The sequence below is a fragment of the Uliginosibacterium aquaticum genome (assembly GCF_012972705.2).
In the GTDB taxonomy this organism is placed as follows: domain Bacteria; phylum Pseudomonadota; class Gammaproteobacteria; order Burkholderiales; family Rhodocyclaceae; genus Uliginosibacterium; species Uliginosibacterium aquaticum.
Genome location: NZ_JABCSC020000001.1, coordinates 635969 through 655822 on the forward strand (window position 1 = coordinate 635969; position 19854 = coordinate 655822).

The window sequence follows — 19854 nt, forward strand, 5'->3', positions numbered from 1 at the left end:
GCTGGATGTGGGCCGCGTTCTGATCAGGCTCGCGAAAAGCGCACGGTCTGGTGCCAGCTGCCATTGGCGGCGACCGGCGCGCTTGCAAGGAGCTGGCGCGTGTTCGGGTTGGGCAGGTCGTAGTCCATGCGCGCTGCGCTGACATCCGTCACGGAAAGCTGGATGCCTTGGCCACTGAAGCGCACATGCAGGGTCTTGCCTCTCTGGCTGAGGATCGCCGTGTTGCCCTCAATGCGGATTTCCGCTTCGGTGCACATCGCCCAGCGGATCTCGGTGCCGGCCGGGGCATCGGCAATCTTGTCGTCGAGTTCCACGCTGGCGTCGGCGAAGCGCACCCGCCGGGTGGCCTGAGGCAGCCCTAGCACCGGCGCGAGGTCGATCAGCACTTCGCGCGCATTTACCTGCGTCAGGCTGGCCATGGCGCTGGCCTTGTGTGGCTTGCCGGCGACGGTGAGGGTGTTGTGCGCCTCGGCGCCGAGGCGGAAGACCTGCCAGCGCGGCGAGTCCTGCTTCATGTTCCACAGGTCGATGCCACGCGATTCGAGGCTGTAGTAGTCCTGCATGCCGAGATCCTTGGCCCAGCGCAGCCCGTCCAGCTCGAGCACGAAGCTGCCGGCATCCATGTGAGCGTGGTTGTGGGCTGCGCCGCCGCCCTTGATGGCGAAGTACAGCGCATTCGTGTCGCCCCAGGCGCTGCGCCAGAGGGCGAGTGGCTGCGGGCCCTGCCCGATGAATGACGTGGGCGGCGGTGTGCCGCGGCGCGCTTCGGGCCACCACAGGATGGACAGCGGCGCGAAGCGTTCGGAAACCCCCTGATTCTTGCGGATCATTTCGCGCTTGGCCTCCAGCAGGGCAGGCTGGCCCAGTTCACGGGCCAGATACACGATGGGCGAGGGTAATTCTTGACCTTCGTTGCCGTCGGCAAAGTTGAAATGCTTGCCTGAGGGACCGATCGAGTGCGCATAGAACTCGGCACTGCGGATGAAGCCCGGCGCAGCCAGTATCCCCCAGTCGGCCATGCTGGCGCTGCGTAGCGCCGCGATGAGCAGCACCGAGTAGCTGGTGCCGTAGCTCCAGTAACCCGGGCCTTCGGGGTAGGCGCCATCCGGTTTGTAGGCATCCAGGCCGGTGAAAATCTCTTTTTGTGCCGCGGCGAGCAGGTCGGCGGCCAGTGCCGGCTCGTCTTCCTGTACGGCGAGGGCTCCGAGCACCATGCCGCCGATGCAGACCTGATTCCAGTTGTTGGTCATCCGGAAGGTCTTGTGCCCCTGGCGGGCCTGGGCAATGCCCTTGTCCACGATGGCCCGGCGAAGGATGCTGCGTTCGGCAGGCTGCAGCGCGTCGAAGAGCCAGTCATAGCCGATGGCGAGCCCGGTGGTCATTTCGGCCACATCCAGATAGTGGTCCGGATTCCATTCGGAGAAAGCGGCGATGTTCAGCATTTCGCGGCGGGCGCGTTCGAGAAAGGCTGATTCCCCGGTGATCCGATAGGCAAAGGCCCATTCCAGCGTGCGCCGGATGAATTCGCGCGAAACGCTCAGCAGACGACGGCCTTCGAGCTTGCGCTCAAGCACGGGCAGGGACAGATCCTTGCGGGCCCGGGCCAGCAGCAAGTCTGCGAAACGGTCCAGATCCGGGTCGGCCTTGCGGCGTGCGCCCAGGCTGGCCCATTCCTCAGCGCTGACCAGCAGGCGCGGGTGGCCGGAGGCGGGTGCCGCCATGAGCGGTGCGTTGCTGCGGCAGGCGGCAAGCTGTGCGCCCAGCAAGGAGAGCGCAGCAAGAAATTCGCGACGTTGCATATTGGATTCCTCGGGGCCGGCGATTCTGATGGCTTATACAGGCCCTCCGGACTTTCCCGGATACGGGAAACACCTGAGCAGACCGGCTGCCATGTTGCAACAAGGTACCTGATTCGGGCTGAGCGGCCTGTTGCTTGGTGGGGTTCGCCAGATAGCTCCGCCACTGTGGGCGCGTCGCACATTGCAGCGCATCAGGCGTGCTATGGCGGAATCTCCGTTGCCGGTTTGCCGAGCGTGAAAAACTTGGCCGGTGTGATTAAACCAAAGTGATATAAAAAACTACGTCACGGGCGCGCAGGAGCTGAAAATCGGAGCGTCTGGCGAAGGCTGCGTGACAGCAGCTTTTCACATCAGCAAGACCAGGAGACAGACCGTGCCATCACTGCGCGATCCCACCGCGATGCCGGGCTTCGTCCGGATGTTTTTCCTGCCCTCAAAGCGCCAGCCTCCCGGAGGGCAGGAGGCCGGGCCGGAGCTGCCGATGACGCAGCCACTGACGCCGGAAGGGCCGGGTGAGCAGCGGCTGGCGATGGTGGCCTCACTGCTCAAGACCGGGCGACAGAACACGGCGCTGCTCATGATCGAGCGCGCATGCCGCGAGCAGCCGGGGCGGGCTGAATTTCACAACAGCCGCGCGCTGGTGCTGAAAGCCTGCCACCGGGGCGCGGAGGCGCTCGCCGCCTTTGATCGGGCGCTGGATCTTCAGCCTGAATATCAGGAGGCGTTCTACAACCGGCAGCGCATGCTGGGGCTGGTGCGCAGTCGCATCTGAAGGGCCGGGCGAGCGAGGCGGAACCCTGCGTGACAGGCGCTCCGCCCGGGTGGCAGGGCTTATTTCGCAGCGCCTGGCCCGCTGTTGTGATACTCGCCCAGATAGGGCTTGCTGGCGCTGCCGTATTGCACCGGATTGCTGCTGCTCCAGTCTGCCCACGGCGGGTTCTTGATTTCGGCGCTGAGGTAGGACTCGCGCACGATCATCTTGCCGATGGTCACTCCGGCGCTGGACGATTCCGGCCATTGCCGCGCCAGCGAGATCGTGGCCGCGCCCGCATCGGCCGAGAAGCTGCAGCCGGTGAACAGGAAGCCGTAGGGGTGCGTGCCATAAGTGCTGGGCGCGCCGATGGTGCTGCTGCTCTTGCGCACCCGGGTGAAGAAGATCGTGCTCTTGTCGAACACCGCCGTGCCGCGCCCGAAGATGAAATCGGTATCACCCTCGATGTAACTCTGGGCGAAGTAGCTGCGCGCGACGACATCCACCGCCGTCGATTTCACATACAGCGTGTCCTGGTTGGCGATGAGGCGGGTCTTGTAAAACAGGTTGCGGTCGCCCACCACCATCAGCGCCACGGCCTGCGATTCTCCGTTGGCTGATTCGCTCCAGGTGTTCTGGATCGTGAGGTTGGTGGCTTCGAAGTTGTCGGCGTTCACCACGAAAAGGGCTGAGCAGGTGGTGCCGATGCTGCCGCTCTTCGCGGCGCAGGCGTCATAGGTGGCCTTGATCGAGCTGGGCGTGCTGCTGGTGAACACGGCACTGCCCGGATTGGCCAGCGCCGCGTACTGGCTGCCGGTGAGCTTGGCGGCCGTGGGCAGGGCGATCACGGTCTGGGCAGGATCGCTGCCACCACCATAGAGTGTCACGGTCAGCCCCTTGGGCACGATTACCAGCTCGTTATAGGTGCCGGGCATAACCTTGATGTACTGCCGTGTGGTCTTGCCGGCCAGGGTGGCGGCAGTGATGGCGGCCTGCACCGTGCTGTAGGTGGCGCCGGATTTGGCCACCAGATAGTCCGGCGTGGCCGGCATGCTGACCACGCTGCTACGCGGCTTCCAGTTGTCGGTCACGAGCTTGCCGACGGTGCCGGCAGCGGCGAGGTACTGATCCACATCGTAGGCGGCTGCGACCGTGTCCGAGAGTTGCGGGCGGGTACTGGTACTGGCAGGCCAGCTGCTGTTGCCGGAGGAAGAGGCGACCGCACTGGAAGCGGCGGATGATGCAGCGGACGTTACAGTGGCCGAAGAGGCTGCCGAAGAAGTAACAGAGCTGCGTGCGGCACTGCTGGCCACGGCGCTGCTGCTTTGCGCCGAAGAGCTGGCTGCGCTCGAGGTAGCGCTGCCGTTGGGAATCGAGCATTCATTCACGCCACCGGCAATCCGTCCGCCGAAGGTGGCCTCGCTACAGGCGAAACTGCCGGTGAGGGTCTTGTAGAAGAACTGGTCTGAGCGGCCGAAGGCCACATTGGTCGCAGTGGCGACCGTACAGGTCTTGCCCTCGCTGCAGAGGGTTACGTAGCCGCTGGGCCGATTGGCGGCACTGGCGCTGGCCGCGAACAGTGTCAGGCTGGCGGCGGCCAGCCATAAGGTCTTGTGCATTGCTTGTCTCCTGAGCGTGCGGCTTGGCGGTGATTTCCGTTTGCCGCTTGTGTCTGAAAAGGGCCTTTTCTGCCGTGTGGCAGAAGAGGCCCTAATCAACCTAGATCAGGAGGTGATGGGTAACAAGCGTGAACTGCTGCACGGTCCGAAGGTCCGTGAATAGGCTTTCAGTGCAGGGTGCGCGGCCCGACCAGAAAGAATTCGGGGATTTCAGCGTCGAACTGCATGCTGTCTTCGGCCACGAAGTGATAGCTGCCGCGCATGCTGCCAAAGGGCGTGGCGAGCGGGCAGCCGCTGGTGTACTCGAAGCTCTCGCCGGGCGCCAGCAAGGGTTGTTCGCCGATCACGCCTTCACCTTCCACCTCCTCGGTGTTGCCGTGGGCGTCGGTGATGAACCAGTGGCGGCTGATCAGCTTGGCGCTGAGCGTGCCTTCGTTGCGGATCGTGATGTGATAAGCAAAGGCATAGCGCGGCTCGGTCGGGTCCGACTGCTCGGGCAAGTAGCGGGGCTGGGCGCTGATGGTGATGCGGTACTTTGGGAGACTCATTTTTTTGCTGGCTTGTGGCGGGGGGCGACTGGGATAATACGGCTTTGCCGTCCCTCAGGGCCAGATCATGTCAGACCGTTCCTTCATTCTTGCCCCTAGCCTGCTCTCTGCCAACTTCGCCCGCCTCGGCGATGAGGTTGAAAAGGTGATTGCTTCCGGCGCCGACTGGCTGCACTTCGACGTGATGGACAACCACTATGTGCCCAACCTGACCATCGGCCCGCTGGTCTGCGAGGCGATCCGCCCCTGTACCGGCGCGCCGATTGATGTGCACCTGATGGTGGAGCCGGTGGATGCGCTGGTGCCGATGTTCGCCAAGGCCGGTGCGAACATCATCACCTTTCACCCCGAGGCCTCGCGCCATGTGGATCGCACCCTGCAGCTGATCCGCGATCATGGCTGTCAGGCCGGGCTGGTGTTCAATCCGGCGACTCCGCTGGACTGGCTGGATCATGTGATGGACAAGATTGACCTGATCATGCTGATGTCGGTGAACCCCGGCTACGGCGGCCAGAGCTTCATCCCTTCGACCCTGCCCAAGGCCAGCGCGGCGCGTGCGAAGCTCGATGCCTACGAGCGCGAGTCGGGTCGCCGCATCCGTCTTGAGATCGACGGTGGCGTGAAGCCTGCCAACATTGCCGAGATCGCGGCGGCTGGCGTCGACACCTTCGTGGCCGGCTCGGCGGTGTTCGGTGCCGGCAAGGACACGGACCCGAACCGTTACGATTCGGTGATCGCTGCGATGCGTGCCGAGCTCGCCAAGGTCTGAGCGTGAGCAGCCTGCCACCCCCGCAGAAACAGGCGCCGGAGCCGTGTGACACGCAGGCTCCCCAGACCGCCCAGCAGCAACAATGAGCTGCTCCCACTGTACGCTCTCGCGAGTTTGAAAGCCCGGCATGAAATCCTTCGCTCCCCACGCCATCTTCTTCGACCTTGACGGAACGCTCGTTGACTCTGTGCCGGACCTTGCCGAGGCCGCGCGCCGCATGCTCGCCGAGCTGGGCGAACCGACGCGCACCGACGCGGAAGTCGCCACCTTCGTTGGCAAGGGCATCCCGATGATGGTCGAGCGCGCCCTCACAGTGGGGCGGGGGCCGGTGTCCGCCGAGCGTCTGGCGCAGGCCATCCCGGTGTTCATGCGCCACTACGAAGCCACCAACGGCAAGCTCACCCGCGCCTATCCCGGCGTGGCCGAGACGCTGCCGGTTCTGAAGGCCCGTGGCCTCAAGCTCGGCGTAGTGACCAACAAGGCCGAAGCCTTCATCGCGCCCCTGCTGGATGAGCTGGGGCTGGGCGGATTTTTCGACGTGCTGATTGGCGGTGACACCCTGGCACAGAAGAAGCCGGAGCCCGAGCCGCTGTGGCATGCCTGCGAGCAGGTTGGTGTGTCGCGCGAGGCCGTCCTGATGGTGGGCGACTCCGGCAACGATGCCCTGTGCGCCCGCCGCGCCGGCATCCCGGTGCTGCTGATGACCTATGGTTACAACGAGGGAGTGCCCGTGGACACTGAAGATTGCGACGGGTTACTATCGAGCTTCACTGAATTGCCCGCTCTGCTTGCCTGAGCGCGGTTTTCCCCGAATTTCATCATCGTGACAAGCAAAAGCCTGTTTCTCGCAGAGGAGATCCTCCCGATTTGCGTAGCCAGTGGTTGGCGGCGCAGCGGGGGTTCATGGCGCACTCGCTGAGTGTTGCGTCACGGGTCGGCACGCGCCGGCCGAGCATTTCCTGAAATTGCCGAAACCGGAGTCATGATGACCGAACAAGAATTCCTCGCGCTTGCCGCGCAGGGTTACAACCGCATCCCGCTCACCGTCGAGACCTTTGCTGATCTCGACACGCCGCTTTCCATTTACCTCAAGCTGGCCAACGAGCCCTACACCTACCTGCTCGAATCCGTGCAGGGCGGTGAGCGCTTCGGCCGCTATTCCATCATCGGCCTGCGTGCCCACACCCGCATCGAAGTGCGCGATCGCAGCGTGCTGCTGCTCTCGGGGGACCGCATCGTCGAGCGTCGCGACTACGGCGATCCGCTCGCCTATGTCGGCGAGTTCATGCAGCGCATCAAGGTGCCGCCCAAGTTCAGCCTGCCGCGCTATTGCGGGGGGCTGGTCGGCTGTTTCGGCTATGACACGGTGCGCTACATCGAGCCCAAGCTTGCTGCGCACAAGGCGAAAGACGAAATGGGCACGCCGGATATCGCGCTGCTGCTCTCCGAAGAGATCGCGATCGTCGACAACCTCTCCGGCAAGCTGACCCTGGTGGTGTATGCCGAGCCAGAAGTGCCGGGCGCCTACAAGCGAGCCCAGCGCCGTCTGGCCGAGCTGGTGGCCAAGCTGCGCGAGCCGGTCGAGATCCCCGCAGATACCTGCGCCACGCCGCAGCCGGCGGTTTCCAGCTTCGGTCAGGACGCTTTCAAGGCCGCCGTGCAGCGCGCCAAGGACTACATCATCGAAGGCGACATCATGCAGGTGGTGCTGAGCCAGCGCATGAGCAAGCCCTTCGCAGCCAGCCCGATGGCGCTCTACCGCAGCCTGCGCGCGCTGAATCCGTCGCCCTACATGTTCTACTTCAACTTCGAGGACTTCCATGTCGTCGGCTCCTCGCCGGAGATTCTGGTCAAGCTTGAAAACGAAGGTGAACAGCAGCTTGTGACCGTCCGCCCCATTGCGGGCACGCGCAAGCGCGGCGCCACGCATGAGGAAGATCTGGCGCTGGAAAAGGACCTGCTGGCCGACCGCAAGGAGCTTGCCGAGCATTTGCAGCTGCTGGATCTGGGCCGCAACGACGTGGGCCGCGTGGCCGCCACCGGCACGGTGAAGGTCACCGAGCAGTTCACCATCGAGCGCTACTCGCACGTCATGCATATCGTGTCCAACGTGGAGGGCCTGCTGCCCGAGGGGCAGGACAAGCGCGCTGCGGCGCTGGCCGTGCTGCGTGCCACCTTCCCGGCCGGCACTGTGAGCGGCGCGCCCAAGGTGCGGGCGATGCAGATCATCGACGAGCTGGAACCCGTCAAGCGCGGTATCTACGCCGGCGCCTGTGGCTACATCGGTTTTGATGGCGATGTGGACGTGGCAATCGCCATCCGCACCGCCGTGATCGCCAACGGCCAGCTGCATGTGCAGGCGGGCGCGGGCATCGTGGCCGATTCGGATCCCGAATCCGAATGGCAGGAAACCCTGAACAAGGCGCGTGCGGTGATTCGCGCGGCCGAGATCGCCGAGAGCGGGCTGGATACCAAGATCAGTTCCTGAAGCTCGAATCCATTGCTACTTCAAGCCACCTCCAAGGAGTGAAAGCCATGCAGAACTTCAGTTACTACAACCCGACCCGCATCCTCTTCGGCAAGGGCCAGATCGCCGCGATTGCCGGCCTGATTCCCGCTGGTGCCAAGGTGCTCGTCACCTATGGCGGCGGCAGCATCAAGAAGAACGGCGTCTATGACCAGGTCAAGGCCGCGCTGAAAGCGCACGCCTGGCTTGAGTTCGGCGGAATCGAGGCCAACCCGCGCTATGAAACCTTGATGAAGGCTGTCGCGCTCGTCAAAAGCGAAGGCGCAGACTTCATCCTCGCCGTGGGCGGAGGTTCCGTTGCCGACGGCAGCAAATTCATCGCTGCGGCCGCGCGCTTCGACGGCGCCGAGCCGTGGGAAATCCTCGCCAAGCGCGCCCCGGTCAGCGCCGCAGTGCCGCTGGGTGTGGTGTTGACCCTGCCGGCGACCGGTTCGGAATCCAACACCTTCGCCGTCATCTCGCGTGAATCGAGTGGCGACAAGCTGGGCTTCGGCAGCGAACACTGCTATCCGCAGTTCGCCGTGCTGGACCCGGAGACGACCTACAGCCTGCCGCCGCGCCAGGTTGCCAATGGCATCGTCGATGCCTTCGTGCACACCATGGAGCAGTACATGACCTACCCGGCCGAGGCGCCGCTGCAGGATCGTTTCGCCGAAGGCATCCTGCACACCCTGATCGAGGTCGGCCCGCAGACCCTGGCGCATCCGCAGGAATACGCCGCGCGCGCCAGCCAGGTGTGGAGCGCTACGCTGGCGCTCAACGGCCTGATCGGTTGCGGTGTGCCGCAAGATTGGGCAACGCACATGATCGGTCATGAGCTCACAGCCGAATATGGGCTGGATCACGCCCAGACCCTGGCCGTGGTGCTGCCGGGAGTGCTGCGTCACCAGAAGGAGGCCAAGCGCGCCAAGCTGTTGCAGTACGCCGAGCGCATCTGGGGCATTCGCGAGGGCAGCGAAGACGAACGCATCGAGCGCGCGATCGCGGCGACCGAGGCCTTCTTCGGATCGCTGGGCGTGCACACCCATCTGGGCCTGTACGGCGTGGCCGGGACAAATGAGGCGCCGAGCCGGATTCCGGCCCGCCTTGAGCGTCACGGCTTCCTGAAACTGGGCGAGCACGGGGCGATCACGCCTGCGGCCGTCACGGAAATTCTTGCCGCGCGGCTGTGAGCCCCGGCGGCTGGCACTGGCCAGCCTCATGCAAAGGAAATGACCATGTTGTTGATGATCGATAACTACGACAGCTTTACCTACAACATCGTGCAGTACCTCGGCGAACTGGGCGCCGATGTGCGCGTGTATCGCAACGATGAAATCACCGTCGAGCAGATCGAGGCCATGAAGCCCGAGCGCCTCGTGGTCTCGCCCGGCCCCTGTTCGCCGGCCGAGGCCGGCATCTCGGTGGCGGCGATCAAGCATTTCGCTGGCAAGCTGCCGATTCTTGGCGTGTGCCTTGGCCACCAGAGCATCGGCGCGGCGTTTGGCGGCAAGATCGTGCATGCCAAGCAGCTGATGCATGGCAAGACCTCGCCGATCCGGCACGCCGATGTGGGCATCTTCAAGGGCCTGCCGAATCCCTTCACGGCCACGCGTTATCACTCGCTGGCGATCGAGCGCGAGAGCTGTCCGGACTGCCTGGAGATCACGGCCTGGACCGAGGATGGCGAGATCATGGGTGTGCGTCACAAGACCCTGCAGATTGAAGGTGTGCAGTTTCACCCGGAGTCGATCATGACCGAGGGTGGTCACAAGCTGCTGAAGAACTTTCTCGACATGTAAGCCCTTGAAGCCGCGCAAGCGGCTTCTTCATTCCGGGAGGCGTGTATGAATCAGTCTTGGGCGATGGTTGCGCTCAGCGCAGTGGTGCTGGTGGCTTACCTGTTTGATTTCCTTGGTCGCTGGATCAAGGTGCCGGCCGTGGTGCTGCTCATCTTTGCCGGCTTGTGCCTGCGCGCCGTGACGGACGCCTTCGGCCTGAGCCTGACCCCGCCGGATGATCTCCTGCCGGTACTGGGCACTTTCGGCCTGATCCTGATCGTGCTGGAGGGGGCGCTGGACCTGCGTCTGACGCGCGAGGCCGCGCCCCTGATCCTGCGCAGCTCTCTGTGTGCCGTGCTGGGGGTGGTGCTGACCGGCGCTGCGCTGACCGCAGCCTTGGTGTTCTGGCTGGACGCGCCCCTGCAGGCCGCGCTCGTGCATGCGCTGCCGCTGGCTGTGATCAGTTCGGCGGTGGCGATCCCCGCGGCCGCTGCACTCGCGCCGCGCTTGCGCGAGTTCGTGGTCTACGAGAGTTCGATTTCGGACATCGTGGGCGTGGTGCTGTTCTACGCGATGCTCAACGAGTTCACCGGCTTTGGCTCGATGCTGGTGTCGCTGACCGGCGAAATCACGCTCTCGGTGTTCATCGGGCTGGTGGTGGGTCTGCTGATCTTCTGGTTGATCCAGCGCATCCAGCATCATGTGCGGGTGCTGCCGATGATCTTCGGCATCACCTTGCTCTATGGACTGGGCAAGATCATGCACCTTGCGCCGCTGGTGATGGTGTTGCTGGTGGGGCTGTTGTTGAACAACTACCAGCTGGTGCGCCGTTTCACCGGCGGGCGCTGGCAGGGTGAAGGTGATTTCGAGTCGGATCTTGAATCCTTCAAACACCTGACTGCGGAATTCACCTTTGTGGTCCGCAGCTTTTTCTTCGTACTGCTCGGCTTCGGTACTGGTCTGGCTGAGTTGCTGGACCTGCAGGCCTGGCTGCTGGCAGGGATTGTGCTCGCATGCAGCATCGCGCCACGTTGGGCCTTGCTGCGAGGCGTGGCGCGCGAATCCGCCGAGCCGCTGCTGTGGTTCGCTCCGCGCGGGCTCATCACTGTGCTGCTTTTTCTCAGCATTCCCGCGCACCTGGTCATCCCCGCATTTCCGAAGGCCGGCCTGATGCTGGTGATTCTCGTCTGGGCCCTGCTGCTGAGCATGGGCAGCCTGCGCATCAAGCCCGCCGCGCAGGATGAGGTTGCACCGGTAGAATCTCCGCCTTCCAGTCATTGAACACAGGACTCTGCCCATGACGCCCCAAGCTGCCCTGCAACGCGTAATCGAGCATCGCGAAATCTTCCACGACGAAATGGTCTCGCTGATGCGCCAGATCATGTCCGGTCAGGTCTCGCCGGTGCTGATCGCGGCGATCATCACGGGCCTGCGCGTGAAGAAGGAGTCGGTCGGCGAGATCGCAGCATCGGCCACGGTGATGCGCGAGCTGGCCACTAGGGTGCCGGTGAAGAGCGATACGCAAACGCTGGTGGACACCTGTGGAACCGGTGGGGATGGCGCGCACACCTTCAACATCTCTACCTCGGCGATGTTCGTGGCCGCCGCCGCCGGCGCGCGTGTTGCCAAGCATGGCGGGCGTTCGGTGTCTTCGCAGTCCGGCTCCGCCGATGTGCTGGAGGCGCTGGGAGCCAACCTGAGTCTGACGCCGGAACAGGTCGGCGCCTGCATTGACGAGGTGGGTCTGGGCTTCATGTTTGCGCCCAACCATCACAGCGCCATGAAGCACGCCGCACCGGTGCGGCGCGAGCTCGGCGTGCGCACCATCTTCAACATTCTTGGCCCGCTGACCAACCCGGCTGGTGCCGCGAATCAGGTGATGGGCGTGTTTCATCCCGATCTGGTCGGCATCCAGGTGCGCGTGCTGCAGCAACTGGGCGCGCGCAACGTGCTGATCGTGCATGGCATGGAAGGTCTGGACGAAATCTCGATCTCGGCGCCGACGCTGATCGGCGAGTTGCGCAACGGCGAGGTGCGGGAATATCGCCTGACCCCGGAGGACGTGGGCCTGCCCTTGCACGCCTCGTCGGCAATCCGGGCGGCCAGTGTGGAAGAGTCGAAGGCCATCCTGCTCGGGGCGCTGGAAGGCAGCATCCCCGCCGCACGCGACATCGTAGCCTTCAATGCGGGCGCCAGCCTTTACGCCGCAGGGGTGGCCGAGTCGCTGGCAGAGGGCGTGGAACGCGCACTGGCGACTATCGCCAGTGGCGCGGCGACGCGCAAGCTCGGCGAGTTCATCGAGCGTTCGCGCAGCTTCAGCGCCTGATCTGGCGCCGCGGCAGGTGAGGGCTTGCCGCTGCAGCCAGCAGGCCGCTTACTTGGCGGGCGTTTTGGTTGTTTTGGTGGTTTTCTTGCTGGCCGAACTGGTGGTTTTGCTCGCCGTGCTCTTCTTGCTGGTCGTGGCCTTCTTGCTACTGCTGCTTTTCTTGGCGCCGCTCTTTTTCTGCTTTTCGGCCTGCAGGCGGGCCAGCTCGTTGCCTTGCGGGCAACCGCTGAGTTCACGAGCATTCCAGCCGATACTTTCATCGTTCTTGTCGAGCAGGTCGCGCAAGCCTGAAATCAGGGTCGGGCCGCTGAGCCCGAGCTCGCCGGGGGTGCCGAGCTCGATATCGTGAATGACCCAGTGTCGTTTGTGAATTCGCAGTTGTAGCGTGCTCTCGCGGTGGCTGCCGTCTGCGAAAGCGAAGCCGGCGCTTAGCGTGGCCTGTTCGCCCTTGATCGAGGCTTTGCCGAGATTGAAGCCGTCAGGAATGTTGAGGGCACCCGAGTACAGATCGCCCAGTGATAGCGGGGCGTTTTCTGTCGGGCGGGCTTTGCTGTAGGCCTCGCTGTAACGACGGGCTGCTCCCAGCAGGCAAACCAGCTCCGGCCCGAGATTGCCGGAATAGGTTGCCAGCTCCAGGCCCCCAGGTGCGCCTGGGCTGCCGCTGCTCAAGCGAGCGGAATAGAAGGCATTCGCGGCTTCTTCCGGCGTGCCAAGGGCAAATGCGGGCAGGCTCAGACAGAACAGAAACAGGGGCAGGAAGCGCATGCGGTCTCCGAGTTTGCGAGTCCCCGGCTTCGCCCTTCGGGCGCAAGCCACCTCCACGTGGGTCAAGAATGCCTTGGGGTGGCCCGGTGACGTTCTTGAAAGGGGAACGGGATTGTACGCGCAGCAGGCTCCGACCGGGCTGCTTTGCGGCTACCATACGACCCTGTAACCCCAGACGAGTTCCAGAGCAATTCCATGTCCGACATCCTGCAGAAAATCCTCGCCACCAAGCGTGAAGAAATTGAAGTCGCCGAGCGTGGATGCTCGCGCGAAGCCATCGTTGAAGAAGCGCGGGATGGCGTTCCGGTGCGGGATTTTGTTGGCGCGATCCGCGCAAAAATTGCTGCGGGTCAGGCGGGCGTGATTGCCGAAGTGAAGAAGGCCAGCCCCTCCAAGGGCGTGATCAGGGCGGATTTTCGCCCCGCCGATATCGCGGCCTCCTACGAGAAGGGCGGCGCGGCCTGCCTCTCGGTGCTGACCGATCGCCAGTATTTTCAGGGCTGCCCCGAATACCTGCAGGCGGCTCGTGAGGCCTGCACGCTGCCGGTGTTGCGCAAGGATTTCATCATCGATCCGTATCAGGTTTTCGAGGCACGGGCGATGGGTGCGGATGCGATCCTGCTGATCGTGGCGGCCTTCCTGCCGCCGGACGGTACGGTGAATGCCTCAAGCTCCCGCACGGCCGTGAGTCATATGCTGGAGCTGGAGCAACTGGCGCACGATCTGGGCATGGCGGTGCTGGTCGAGGTGCATAGCGCTGAAGAGTTGGATCTGGCGCTGCAGCTCACCACGCCCTTGCTGGGGATCAACAACCGCAACCTGCGCACTTTCGAAGTGACGCTGGATATTACCCTTTCGCAGCTGGAGCGGATTCCCGCCGGACGCATTGTGGTGACCGAGAGTGGCATCTTCACGCCGCAGGATGTGGCAAGCATGCGTAGCCGCGGCGTGCATGCCTTCCTGGTGGGTGAAGCCTTCATGCGTGCCGAGGATCCAGGCAGCGAGCTGGCGCGCCTGTTCGCCTGAGCCTGTTCGCAGCAGACAACAAAAAAGCCCGATCCGTGGATCGGGCTTTTTGTTTGTTACGGCCTGTGTTTAATCGTTCTTGTGGGCCGACATGACGTGCTGCACCAGTTCGGCCAGTGAGTTCACGCCCATCTTCTCCATCACGCGGGCGCGATGGACTTCGACCGTCTTGATGCTGATGCCCAGATCGTCAGCGATCTGCTTGTTCAGACGGCCGGCCACGATCAGCTCAAGTACTTCGCGCTCACGCGGGGTGAGGCCTTCGATGCGGCGCTGGGCGTCGGCTTCCTGCAGGCGGCTGTCGTGATGCTTGCGGTCTTCGGCCAGCGCGGTATGGATCAGCTTGACCATGTCCTGATCGTTGAAGGGTTTCTCGATGAAGTCGACTGCGCCCTTCTTCAAGGCCGAGACGGCCATCGGTACATCGCCGTGGCCGGTGATGAAGATGATCGGCAGGGTGGAATGCATGGCGGCGAGCTTTTCCTGCAGCTCCAGCCCGTTCATGCCGGGCATGCGGATATCCAGCACCAGGCAGCCATTCAGGCGAGGGCTCCAGGCTGACAGGAAGGCTTCGGCCGAATCGAAGGCCTGGGCCTTGAGGCCGGTAGAGTCCAGCAGCCAGAGGAGGGAATCGCGCAGGGCTTCGTCATCATCAACGATGTAAACCAGCTGTTCGACGACGGGGACATTAGGTGTCATGGTGTGATTCAAGCGATTTCTCCAGTGCCAGCGTGAAGCGGAAGATACTCCCGCCAGTGGGGTTGGCGTCAACCCAGAGGCGACCCTTATGGAACTCGATAATCGAGCGGCAGATGTTCAGACCCATGCCCATGCCATCCTGTTTGGTGGTGAAGAAGGGTGAGAACAGTTCGTCCAGTGAGGCGGTGCTGATGCCGCAGCCGCGATCTGCCACTGAAACTTCGATGTGATCATCGCTGTGGCGGGCCTCAATGTGGATGACGCGGTCGTCCAGCGGGATGTCCTGCATGGCCTCGGCGGCATTCTTGATCAGGTTCATCAGTACCTGCTCGATCATGATGCGGTCGGCCAGTACATCCGGCAAATCATCGGGCAGAGAGGTCAGGATGCGGGTGCCCAGCCGGCGGGCTTCGATTTCGGCGATTCCCAGCGCCTCTTCGGTGACCTGGCGGATGCTGATCAGGCTGCGGCGCGGTTCGCTCTTGCGCACGAAATCACGGATTCGGCGCACGATATTGCCGGCGCGGTTGGCCTGGGTGCTGGCTTTTTCCATTGCGCCGAGAATGTCTTCGATCTGGAACTGACCGCTCTTCAGGCGGTTCACGCAACCTGAGCTGTAGTTGGCGATAGCCGAGAGCGGCTGGTTAAGCTCGTGGGCCAGGGTGGAGGCCATCTCGCCCATGGTGATCAGGCGGGAAGTGCGCGCCAGGCGTTGCTCCTGCTCGCGGGTCAGTTCTTCGGCGCGTTTGAGGGCCGTGATGTCGGTCGCGACCCCCAGGCGCACGATGCGCCCGTCCACCCAGCGCAGCGCGCGTTCGCGCAGGTGGAACCACTGACCGGTAAAAGGATGCTGTAACTCGCCATCGAAAAGCTCGCGCGGTACATCCGCAGCGCCCAGCTTGCGCGGGTCACCCGGGTAATCGCCGAGCTCCGGTTGGGGAACAACCAGCAGGCAGCTTTCGCCGACCCGGGTGTGCTGGGCATCGAAGGCCCGGTTGGTGTAGAGCAGCTCTCCGCTGCCCGCTTCCGAGACATAGACTGCGGCGTCCAGCCCGTCTAGCACGGTGGTGATGCGTTCGTTGGCGGCCTGCAGTTCGGTGCGTGCACGCTTTTGTTCGGTGATGTCGGTCATGGCCGTCATCCAGCCGGTCTGCTCGCCCTGATTGTCGACCAGAGGCGAGAGATGCAGGCGAACGTCTACCCGCACGCCATTGCGGCGCCGGATCACCAGCTCCAAACCTTCTCGCGAGGCCTGCCCTTGCATGCACTGACGCAGACGCTGGCGGTTCTGCTCGCGGTCCTCTTCTGGCCAGAACACATATGGAGGGGCCTGCCCGGCGAGTTCTTCGGCGCTCCAGCCGACCAGTTCGGCAAAGGCGCGATTGACATGCAGGATTCGGCCATCCGGTGCTACGGCCTGCATGCCGGTGAGTACCGAGTTTTCCATCGCTTGGCGAAAAGAGGAGTCGGCGCGTAGCAGTTCTTCGCTGGCCTTGCGTTCAGTGATGTCGTGAGCCACAACATAAATGCGTGCTTCGTCGAGCGCCGGGTTGGCGCTCCAGGAAAGCCAGCGCCAGCTGCCATCACCACAGCGGCAGCGCAGTTCGAAGTTAACTGGCCTGCCTGCGGCAAGCTCTTGCAGTCGGGAGGTGGCCAGTTGGACGTCTTCAGGATGAGCGATGTCAAGCAGGCTCATGCCTTCAGTCAGGGTTTCGGGTTTGAGACCTAGGATATTCAGAACAGCCGGGTTGATGCGCTCGAAGCGACCGCTGAGTCCAAGCACACCCAGAATGTCTAGTGAGAGACTGAAGAACAGATCGCGTTCTTCGGCGATCTGGCCAGCACGCTGGTTCTGTTTGCTGGCTAGCACCAACCCCCAGCCGGCAACCGCGATTAGCGCCACGATGATGGCCAGGCTCAGGCGCATGCGGTCCGAGGCCAGTGCATTGCTGTCCTGCGGCAGGGCGGCGAACCACACCAAGCCCAGCACGATGGCGAGGATCAGCACCGACAGCAGCGAAGACTGTGGGGCAGGAGCAGGCGGGGCCAGGTTTTCGGAGTTGTCGCGGCTTTCCATTCCGCTTACTTCCTCGCAGACGAGGTAGCCATTATGGCCTACCTGCTGGGCTGTTGATGCCCGGAATAGGCGCTGGACTATCGGGTATGGAGGTTTTCTGCGAAGCACTGGACTGCGGATGACAAATCAATACTTGTGCGCTGCAACATAATGATTATTCAAAGTTTTTTATGGGCCGGAAATCAAATTTGATGGGGCTTTGACGTTGCGCGGGGCAGGTGCTTCTTTTATATTGCCCGCTCGAAGAATCCTGTGGGTGCTACCCTGCGGGCCGCTTTCGAGTCTGTACCTTGCGGCTGGCGTAATCCGGGCGCTTTGATCTGACCCTCTTCGTGCGTGACGCAAATTTGTGTCCACGGTAGTGGTGAATGGGCAGGCATCAGACAAGTATAAAAGCCCGGGTCTCTCCCGCCCGGGCTGATCCATGAAACCCAGGTTAGGAGAGACAGATTATGGCAGTAGTGCCGCACGTCCTTCTGCAATCCGATGCGGATCAGCAGGAGACCATGGAATGGCTGGAAGCCCTTGATGCAGTTGTTGCGAAGGAAGGTCCGGAGCGTGCGCGCTACCTGATCGAGCGCTTGATCGAAGATCTGCGCGATTCCGGCGTCGTCTTGCCCTACAGCGCCAATACGCTGTATCAGAACACCATTCCCACTGCTGACCAGCCGAACTACCCGGGTGATCCCGAGATCGAATTGCGTATCCAGGCTTATCTGCGCTGGAATGCCATTGCCATGGTTGTGCGTGCTAACAAGCATACCAACGTTGGCGGTCATATCGCTTCGTATGCCTCCTCTGCAACGCTCTACGACGTTGGCTTCAACTGGTTCTGGAAAGCGCCGACCGACGACAAGGAGGGCGATTTGATCTACTTCCAGGGGCACTCGATCCCCGGTGTCTATGCACGCGCCTTCCTGCTCGGTCGCCTGACCGAAGAGCAACTCGACAACTTCCGTCAGGAAGCTGGTGGCAAGGGCCTGTCGTCCTACCCGCACCCCTGGCTGATGCCTGATTTCTGGCAATTCCCGACCGTGTCGATGGGCCTTGGCCCGCTGCAGGCCATCTACCAGGCCCGCTTCATGAAGTACCTGCAGGATCGCGGCATCCAGAACAACGAAGGCCGCAAGGTGTGGGCTTTCCTCGGCGATGGCGAAATGGACGAAGTCGAGTCCCGCGGTGCGTTGGGGCTGGCTTCGCGCGAGAAGCTGGACAACCTGATCTTCGTGATCAACTGTAACCTGCAGCGCTTGGATGGCCCGGTGCGCGGCAACGGCAAGATCGTCCAGGAACTCGAATCCGAATTCCGCGGTGCTGGCTGGAACGTGGTCAAGCTGATGTGGGGCTCCAACTGGGATGCTCTGTTCGAGCGTGACAAGAAGGGTTTGCTCAAGCAGCGCATGCTCGAAGTGGTCGATGGCGAATACCAGACCTACAAGTCGAAGAACGGTGCCTGGGTGCGCGAGCATTTCTTCAATACGCCGGAGCTCAAGGAGCTCGTGGCCGACTGGACTGATGACGACATCTGGAAGCTCAATCGCGGCGGCCATGACATGTTCAAGGTCTTTGCAGCCTACAAGGCCGCGGTTGATACCAAGGGTCAGCCGACGCTGATCCTTGCGCACACCGTGAAGGGCTTCGGCATGGGCGAATCGGGTGAAGCCCAGAACACCAGCCACCAGCAGAAAAAGATGTCGCTGGATTCGCTGCGCGCTTTCCGCGACCGTTTCCACATTCCGGTTTCCGATGACCAGCTCGAGTCGATGCCCTTCATCAAGTTCGAGGAAGGCTCGCCCGAACTGAACTACATGCGCGCCCGTCGCCAGGAACTCGGCGGTTACCTGCCGGCTCGTCGCCGCAAGGCCGCTGCGCTGGATGTGCCTGCGCTGACTGCCTTCGATGCTCAGCTCAAGGCGTCCGGCGAAGGTCGTGAAATTTCCACGACCATGGCCATCGTGCGCATGTTCAACACCATCCTCAAGGACAAGAACATCGGCAAGAACGTGGTGCCGATCGTCGTTGATGAGTCGCGTACCTTCGGTATGGAGGGCATGTTCCGCCAGTACGGCATCTGGAACCAGGAGGGCCAGAAATACATTCCTCAGGATCATGATCAGCTCATGTTCTACAAGGAGACCAAGGACGGTCAGGTGATGCAGGACGGCATCAACGAAGCCGGCGCCATGGCTGACTGGATTGCTTCGGCCACTGCCTATTCGGCGCATGGCGTGCAGATGATCCCGTTCTACATCTTCTATTCGATGTTTGGTCTGCAGCGCACCATGGATCTGTGCTGGGCTGCTGGCGACTCGCGCGCCCGTGGCTTCCTGATCGGTGGTACCGCTGGCCGCACTACGTTGAACGGTGAAGGCCTGCAGCACGAAGATGGCCACAGCCACGTGCTGGCGCACACCATCCCGAACTGCGTGAGCTATGACCCGACCTTCGCTTACGAAGTCGCGGTGATCTTCCAGGACGGCCTGCGCCGCATGTTTGCCGAGCAGGAAGACGTGTACTACTACCTGACTGTGATGAACGAGAACTACGAGCATCCGGCCATGCCGGAAGGCGCGGAGACCGACATCATCAAGGGTCTGTACAAGTTCCGCGATGGCGCCAAGAGCAAGGGCGCACGTGTGCAGCTGATGGGCTGCGGCACGATCTTCCGCGAAGTGATTGCTGCGGCTGATCTGCTCAAGGCCGACTGGGGTGTCGAGGCTGACATCTGGGGCGCACCGAGCTTCAATGAGCTGGCCCGTGACGGTCAGGACGTTGCGCGCTGGAACATGCTCCACCCGCTGGATGAAAAGCGCGTTTCGCACGTCGAAGCCAAGCTCAAGGGCTCTGTTGGCCCGATGATTGTGGCCACTGACTATATCCGTCTGTATGCCGAGCAGATCCGACCCTATGTGCCGAACAAGTACGTGGTGCTGGGGACCGACGGCTTCGGTCGTTCGGATACCCGCGAGGCCTTGCGCGACCATTTCGAAGTGGATCGCCGCTGGGTGACCGTGGCTGCTCTCTCGGCACTGGCAGAAGAAGGCAAGATCGAACGCGCCAAGGTGGCTGAAGCGATTGCCAAGTACGGCATTGACGTCAACAAGCCGAACCCGCTGTTTGCCTGATGAATCAGTGAAGAGCAAGTTTTGAGGAGTGGGGGAGCCCCCACTTTTCTGACTTCGCTCTTC

The 19854-nt window shown here is 62.7% G+C and carries 16 protein-coding genes; 10 read left to right on the forward strand and 6 right to left on the reverse strand.

The window, feature by feature from the left end:
- Positions 1–23 precede the first annotated feature (23 nt).
- Positions 24–1799 carry a heparinase II/III domain-containing protein gene (locus tag HJ583_RS02940; protein ID WP_170020337.1) on the reverse strand — a complete coding sequence of 592 codons (1776 nt, stop codon included), beginning with the start codon at positions 1797–1799 and terminating at the stop codon, positions 24–26.
- Between the two features lie 373 nt (positions 1800–2172).
- Here HJ583_RS02940 and HJ583_RS02945 point away from each other — a divergent pair, with 373 nt between their 5' ends.
- Complete coding sequence (locus tag HJ583_RS02945; RefSeq protein ID WP_170020339.1) at positions 2173–2571, forward strand: hypothetical protein; 399 nt, start codon at positions 2173–2175, stop codon at positions 2569–2571.
- Between the two features lie 59 nt (positions 2572–2630).
- Here HJ583_RS02945 and HJ583_RS02950 read toward each other — a convergent pair whose 3' ends face one another.
- On the reverse strand, positions 2631–4169 hold the full coding sequence (locus tag HJ583_RS02950) for a pectinesterase family protein (protein ID WP_170020341.1): 1539 nt from the start codon (positions 4167–4169) through the stop codon (positions 2631–2633).
- A 167-nt stretch (positions 4170–4336) separates the two neighbouring features.
- A complete protein-coding gene (gene apaG, locus HJ583_RS02955; protein WP_101941609.1) occupies positions 4337–4717 on the reverse strand; it encodes a Co2+/Mg2+ efflux protein ApaG in 381 nt (126 codons plus the stop codon).
- Between the two features lie 67 nt (positions 4718–4784).
- On the opposite strand from apaG, the gene rpe reads away from it, so the two are divergent.
- From rpe to trpD, 7 genes are all read left to right on the forward strand, one after another.
- Positions 4785–5486: a ribulose-phosphate 3-epimerase gene (gene rpe / locus HJ583_RS02960; protein WP_170020343.1), complete on the forward strand. Its 702-nt coding sequence runs from the start codon at positions 4785–4787 to the stop codon at positions 5484–5486.
- A gap of 127 nt (positions 5487–5613) precedes the next feature.
- A complete protein-coding gene (locus HJ583_RS02965; protein ID WP_170020345.1) occupies positions 5614–6282 on the forward strand; it encodes a phosphoglycolate phosphatase in 669 nt (222 codons plus the stop codon).
- Positions 6283–6471: 189 nt separating this feature from the next.
- Positions 6472–7974: an anthranilate synthase component I gene (gene trpE, locus HJ583_RS02970; RefSeq protein ID WP_170021306.1), complete on the forward strand. Its 1503-nt coding sequence runs from the start codon at positions 6472–6474 to the stop codon at positions 7972–7974.
- Positions 7975–8021: 47 nt separating this feature from the next.
- Positions 8022–9185: an iron-containing alcohol dehydrogenase gene (locus HJ583_RS02975; RefSeq protein WP_170020347.1), complete on the forward strand. Its 1164-nt coding sequence runs from the start codon at positions 8022–8024 to the stop codon at positions 9183–9185.
- 45 nt (positions 9186–9230) lie between these two features.
- Positions 9231–9794 carry an aminodeoxychorismate/anthranilate synthase component II gene (locus HJ583_RS02980; protein WP_170020350.1) on the forward strand — a complete coding sequence of 188 codons (564 nt, stop codon included), beginning with the start codon at positions 9231–9233 and terminating at the stop codon, positions 9792–9794.
- Between the two features lie 45 nt (positions 9795–9839).
- A complete protein-coding gene (locus tag HJ583_RS02985; RefSeq protein WP_170020352.1) occupies positions 9840–11054 on the forward strand; it encodes a cation:proton antiporter domain-containing protein in 1215 nt (404 codons plus the stop codon).
- A gap of 16 nt (positions 11055–11070) precedes the next feature.
- Positions 11071–12099: an anthranilate phosphoribosyltransferase gene (gene trpD / locus HJ583_RS02990; protein ID WP_170020354.1), complete on the forward strand. Its 1029-nt coding sequence runs from the start codon at positions 11071–11073 to the stop codon at positions 12097–12099.
- A gap of 48 nt (positions 12100–12147) precedes the next feature.
- Here the strand turns inward: trpD and HJ583_RS02995 are convergent, their stop codons facing one another.
- Positions 12148–12864, reverse strand: coding sequence for a hypothetical protein (locus tag HJ583_RS02995; RefSeq protein WP_170020356.1), 717 nt, complete (start codon positions 12862–12864; stop codon positions 12148–12150).
- Positions 12865–13059: 195 nt separating this feature from the next.
- Between HJ583_RS02995 and trpC the strand changes: the two genes are divergently transcribed.
- A complete protein-coding gene (trpC, locus tag HJ583_RS03000) occupies positions 13060–13890 on the forward strand; it encodes an indole-3-glycerol phosphate synthase TrpC (protein WP_170020358.1) in 831 nt (276 codons plus the stop codon).
- A 69-nt stretch (positions 13891–13959) separates the two neighbouring features.
- Here the strand turns inward: trpC and HJ583_RS03005 are convergent, their stop codons facing one another.
- Both HJ583_RS03005 and HJ583_RS03010 read right to left on the reverse strand, forming a co-directional pair.
- The gene (locus tag HJ583_RS03005; protein WP_170021307.1) at positions 13960–14589 is read right to left on the reverse strand and encodes a response regulator transcription factor; all 630 of its coding nucleotides are present in this window, start codon (positions 14587–14589) and stop codon (positions 13960–13962) included.
- Positions 14579–16666: a PAS domain-containing sensor histidine kinase gene (locus tag HJ583_RS03010; protein ID WP_170020360.1), complete on the reverse strand. Its 2088-nt coding sequence runs from the start codon at positions 16664–16666 to the stop codon at positions 14579–14581. The genes HJ583_RS03005 and HJ583_RS03010 overlap by 11 nt, the downstream gene beginning before the upstream one ends.
- A gap of 452 nt (positions 16667–17118) precedes the next feature.
- Between HJ583_RS03010 and aceE the strand changes: the two genes are divergently transcribed.
- Positions 17119–19791: a pyruvate dehydrogenase (acetyl-transferring), homodimeric type gene (aceE, locus tag HJ583_RS03015; protein ID WP_170020362.1), complete on the forward strand. Its 2673-nt coding sequence runs from the start codon at positions 17119–17121 to the stop codon at positions 19789–19791.
- Positions 19792–19854 lie beyond the last annotated feature (63 nt).